The sequence below is a fragment of the Salegentibacter sp. UBA1130 genome, assembly GCF_002311535.1.
GTDB lineage: Bacteria > Bacteroidota > Bacteroidia > Flavobacteriales > Flavobacteriaceae > Salegentibacter > Salegentibacter agarivorans.
In genome coordinates this window covers 419-5,512 of the sequence record NZ_DCAP01000041.1, presented here as the reverse complement: position 1 = coordinate 5,512, position 5,094 = coordinate 419, and the positions used below count along the sequence as shown (strand labels likewise).

4 protein-coding genes are annotated in these 5,094 nt (G+C 38.6%); all 4 read right to left on the bottom strand.

Translation table 11 applies throughout. The features are described from left to right. A partial coding sequence (locus B4F31_RS18195) for a DUF7483 domain-containing protein (protein WP_422662562.1) occupies positions 1–141 on the bottom strand: 141 nt, incomplete at its 3' end. 12 nt (positions 142–153) lie between these two features. Next, positions 154–2,202, bottom strand: a complete 2,049-nt coding sequence (locus B4F31_RS17410) for an alpha-L-fucosidase (protein WP_286761841.1) — start codon at positions 2,200–2,202, stop codon at positions 154–156. Further along, positions 2,202–3,722, bottom strand: a complete 1,521-nt coding sequence (locus B4F31_RS17405) for a sulfatase (RefSeq protein ID WP_093305280.1) — start codon at positions 3,720–3,722, stop codon at positions 2,202–2,204. The genes B4F31_RS17410 and B4F31_RS17405 overlap by 1 nt, the downstream gene beginning before the upstream one ends. Beyond that, positions 3,719–5,094 (bottom strand): glycosyl hydrolase family 95 catalytic domain-containing protein (locus B4F31_RS17400; protein ID WP_349675933.1); only part of this gene is annotated, 1,376 nt, incomplete at its 5' end. The genes B4F31_RS17400 and B4F31_RS17405, both read right to left, overlap by 4 nt.

Below are 5,094 nucleotides of genomic sequence, written 5' to 3'. Positions count from 1 at the left end.
AGTATTGTCTAAAGACTTAACGAAAATAATTTCCGGGCCTTGCGATAAACCATGAGCAACTGTGGCTGTCGATGAGTTGCCAGCATACTGAATTATGCTGAACCCATTTGTAGTATTTGCAGATATTCTTGTTGCTGCTATTGATCCANNTTATCATTCTGTAATTACTCCTATTTCAGCAATTCCCAGAACTTCCGTATCATCAGCACTTCGTTTTCCTACGAATTTAAAATATCGTGCCTTTGTAGTTTTAAATTCAATAAGCTGTTCTATAGGATTATTTTTAATATTTGAAAATTCACCTTCACTTACTTGCTTCCATTGTTTTCCATTTTCGCTAAGCATAAATTCATAATCTGCAATTACACCTTGTGGCCATCTACTTTGTTGGGGTAAATAAGTAAATCCTTTTAAATTATAGGTTTTACCGAGGTCTACTATTACCTCCTGCGGAAGTTTCCCTTGTTTTGTCCATACTGAATTTTCATCGGCATCAATAATTTTTCCTGCATCGTCATTTTCATTCAATACTCTCCAATTCTTCTTGGGTATATCCAGCCTAATGTTGGAAACTTCACTATATGAATTAGTTCCGGGGTTATATGCTACCGCTATTACACGGGTAGGATCCTGTAGTAAAAATTCTTCAGAATATCGTTTAGAATCCTTGTTAGGCTCTTCTGCATTTAAGGTATAATAAAGCTCCAGGTTTTTATCATAGCTTTCAATGCTAATCAAACCATCTTTATGCTGTACAATTTCTGGAGCTTCCATCATTAAAGGTGCCTTATAAGCCTCAATATTTGAAATTAAAGGTCGTGCTTTAGCATCTGTAATATTCAAACGCAATGCAGAAACTTCTACAGGATCAAACCTTAATATTCGCTTATAGCCTATGGTAGTCTCAGATGCTATTTCCTTCCATTCTCCATTAATCTTCCCTTCTAAAGTAAAAGACTTCACACGCTGTCCTAAAGCAATATATTCCTGAACTACAAACCGGTTAACTTCCTGCAGCTCATCGAACTCAATCGTTATGTTTGACTTTATGGTTTCCTTTTGTGGCATCCAATAAGCCTTAGTATCCCCATTAATAGTCTTTTGAGCACTATAATGAGAGCCTGCCTCTGAGGAAGCTACTACGTTGGCATCTTCAACTAAATTCTCTGCAAAATCTTTATCTAACTGCTTCCGCAACTTCATCAACTGTTCTGCATCATTTTCGTGCACCAAACCACGGGTATCCACAGGCAAATTCAATAAAAGTGAGGCATTTCTACCAACCGATTTATAATAGATATCCAACAAATGTGGCAATGTTTTTACCTGGTGGTCCTCCCTGGCGTGATAATACCAACCCGGCCTAATGGAAACATCAGCTTCTGCGGGAATCCAATGTGTCCCGTCATCATCTCCATTTTGGAGATTTCCACTCCCTGGGGTAAATGGGCTCCAATTTGTTTCAGCTGCAAAGCCATGTTCGTTGCCAACCCAACGCACATCTGGATTCCCACCACTAAAAATTACTGCTTCAGGCTGAAGCTCCCTAACTATTTTGGTTACTTTATCCCACTCATAATAGGTTGCGTCGTCAATTTTGCGGTTTTCATTAGCACCTCCATAATAACCGGTCCCGCCATTCGCTCCATCAAACCATACCTCGAATACAGGTCCATAGTTTGTTAAAAGCTCCTCCAATTGTTTATGAAAAACTTTCACATATTCTTCCCTGGCGTACTCAGGATGATTACGATCCCATGGTGATAAGTAAACGCCAAATTTTAGTCCGAATTCCTTACAGGCTTCTGCCAGTTCTTTCACTACATCTCCTTCGCCATTTTTCCAGGGAGAATTTTTAACTGAATGCTCCGTGGTTTCTGTTGGCCAAAGACAAAATCCGTCGTGATGTTTTGCCGTTAAGATTATTCCTTTCATCCCGGCATCTTTAGCGGTTTTTGCCCATTGCCTTGTATCGAGGTTCGTAGGGTTAAAATTCTTTGGAGATTCGCCGCCTTCGCCCCACTCCATATCGGTAAACGTATTCATATTAAAATGAACAAAACCGTAGTATTCCAACTCCTGCCAGGCTAATTGCCTTTGTGATGGAACAGGTCCTACCGCTTCCGGTTCAGTTACTTTTTCTTTGCAAGAAATCAAGCTGATTAATACTAATAACAGCAGTAAAAAAATTGGTTTTTTCATTATTTAAATATTTTAATAGGTAGTTCTACTTTCTTATTGGTTCTTTTATCTAAAGGCATTTGCCCATCAACCGATTCTAGATACAAACTCAAAATTGTAGCTAATTCCTTTGTTTTTTTAGTATGAGTTTCTGAAATATTGGAGGTTTCCCCAATGTCTTTTCTAATATTGAATAATTCAAAACGGCGATCTTTATGGTAATAAATAAGTTTATAATCTCCCTTTCTAATTGCACTAAATGTGGCAATTCCAGGACCACTACCACCCCATTTATTAGGGTAATGCCAGAATAATGGACGTTGATTACGAGATTGATTATTTTCTTCAATTAATGACACAAAACTTTGGCCATCCACTTTTTGTTTTAAAGCAGGTATATGGCTTTTGGTCATTTCCAGGATACTGGGAAAAAAGTCTTCAATTATAACATAATCATCAATACTGGATGCAGGTTTGGTTTTTTCAGGCCAGTAGACCAACATAGGCACCCTAATTCCTCCTTCATAGGCAGAACCCTTACCACTGTTTAAAGGGGTATTATGCGTATGTGGTTCTCCTCCACGAGCATGTGCACTTAACCCGCCATTGTCTGACATAAAAAGAATAATCGTATTTTCTTCTAAATTATTTTCTTCCAGATAATCCATAATATCCCCCAAACTCTTATCCATTCCTTCAACCATAGAAGCGTATTTAGCTTCAGTCTTATCCAGACCTGTATCAAGATATTTCTGATAAAAACGCTCATCAGCCATAATAGGTACGTGCACAGCATAATGTGACATATGTAAAAAGAAAGGCTTTTTACCAACCACCTCATCTAAACTTTGCAATGCTTCACGCGTAATAGCTTCGGTTAAAAAAATATCTTTACCGTGATACTCTTCCAAACCGGGTACGGCCCACTCTGACTTGCCGGCTTTTCCATTCCCAAAATTTTCTGTTCCTAAAAAACTCTCCGGTGCCCCGGCGGCGTGACCCGTAATATTTACGTCAAAACCTAAATTTAAAGGATTTTCACCCGGTGTATTTTTAGCTCCTAAATGCGCTTTCCCTGCGTGAATAGTATAGTAACCGTTCATTTTTAAAAGCTCAGGTAAAGTATTTGCCACAAAAGAATTAGGAATATCTTCGTTATTGGAAATTCCATTCATATTCCATCTTGGAAACTCAAGGTGTTCATCGGCAGCATCTTTAGACTCGTTTTTATCTAAAGTCCAATTTGTAACTCGATGCCTTGCTGCATTGGCTCCTGTTAAAATACTTACTCTTGAAGGAGAACAAATAGGAGTTGCATAGGCCTGGGTGAATTTAGTTCCCTTCTTTGCCAGACGTTCCATATTTGGAGTATGATAAAGTTTATTAAATGCTGTTTCTTCTGTCCAAAATGGAACCGAAGTATCTTGCCAGCCCATATCATCTACAAGAAACAAAACCACATTCGGTTTTTGTTCCTGAGCATTTAAAGTCGAAAAAATGATAAATAGAATGTAAAAAAATATAAAATAGAGGTTTTTCATAAATCACGGATTATTTTTAATTCTGAATTCAATATTACTTCTTGATTATTACTGGGAAGTTTAATTTTGATTTCTTCCTGGCCATATTTTACTTTAACCTGTTGTTTTTTGTTTGTTCTTAAAGTAAGTTGCTTTAATCTACCCAGTTCCCAATGTATATCGACACCTATATCACCTCTTGCTTTTAAACCTTTAATATGTCCTTGCTCCCAGGCCTCCGGTAAAGCTGGTAATATTCGTAGAAAACCTTCATGAGATTGTAATAGCATCTCAGCAATACCAGCGGTATAGCCAAAATTTCCATCAATTTGGAAAGGAGGATGTAAATCGAATAAATTATCTGCCAGGGAAATTTCAAAAAACTTATGAATGTTTTCCCTTGCAGCTTCAGAATCAAATAATCGCGCATTAAAGTTTATCATCCAGGCCCTACTCCAACCGGTTCCTGCACCCCCATGTTTTAATCTATAATCAATAGATTTTTGAGCACCTACAAATAAATTGGAATCGGCCTCCGTGATTCCTGAACCAGGATGAAGCGCGTATAAATGTGAAAGGTGTCTATGTCCCTTTTCAGGTTCCTCGTAAGGCTCAGTCCATTCTAAGATCCTACCGTCAGGTCCTAATTTTAACCCTGGGGTTAATTTGTTTCTTTTTTCTTCTATTTCTCCTAAAATAGCATCTTCTATATCTAGAATTTCTGCAGCTTTTAAGGTGTTATCAAATACTTCGGCGATTATTTGATGCCCCATAGCACTACCATAAGAAAGTGCAACTCTTTCTCCCTGCTCGTTGATGTAAGAATTTTCGGGAGAAGTTTCCGGGAAAGAAACAAAACTTCCAGTTTTTTCATCTTTAACCAACCAGCCGGCATAAAATGTAGCAAACTCCTTTAGAACGGGATAAGCGGTAGTTTTAAGAAACTCTTTATCCTGAGTGAATAGGTAATGTTGCCAAAAGTGTTGTGCAAGCCATCCGCCGCCGTGAATCCAACTGCCCCAATAAGCTTCACGAGCCTGCATATAAGGTGCGCCCCATAGATCTGAAGCATTATGAAGCACCGCTCCTTCTAAACCATATTGTTCTCTCGCCGTGTTTTTTCCCCGCTCAACCAAACCTTTAGTATAGTCAAATAAAGGCTCGTGAAGTTCACTTAGGTTGGTGACTTCTGCTGGCCAGTAATTCATTTGTAAATTTACATTTAAGTGATAATCGGCATTCCAGGGGGCGGCAATATTTTGGTTCCATAACCCCTGTAAATTGGCCGGGTTTGTGCCGGGCCTGGAAGAAGAGATTAGCAAATACCTACCATACTGGAACAAGTCGGTAATTAGTGCCCGGTCTTCCTTTCCTTTCTTAAAAGCCTCCAGTC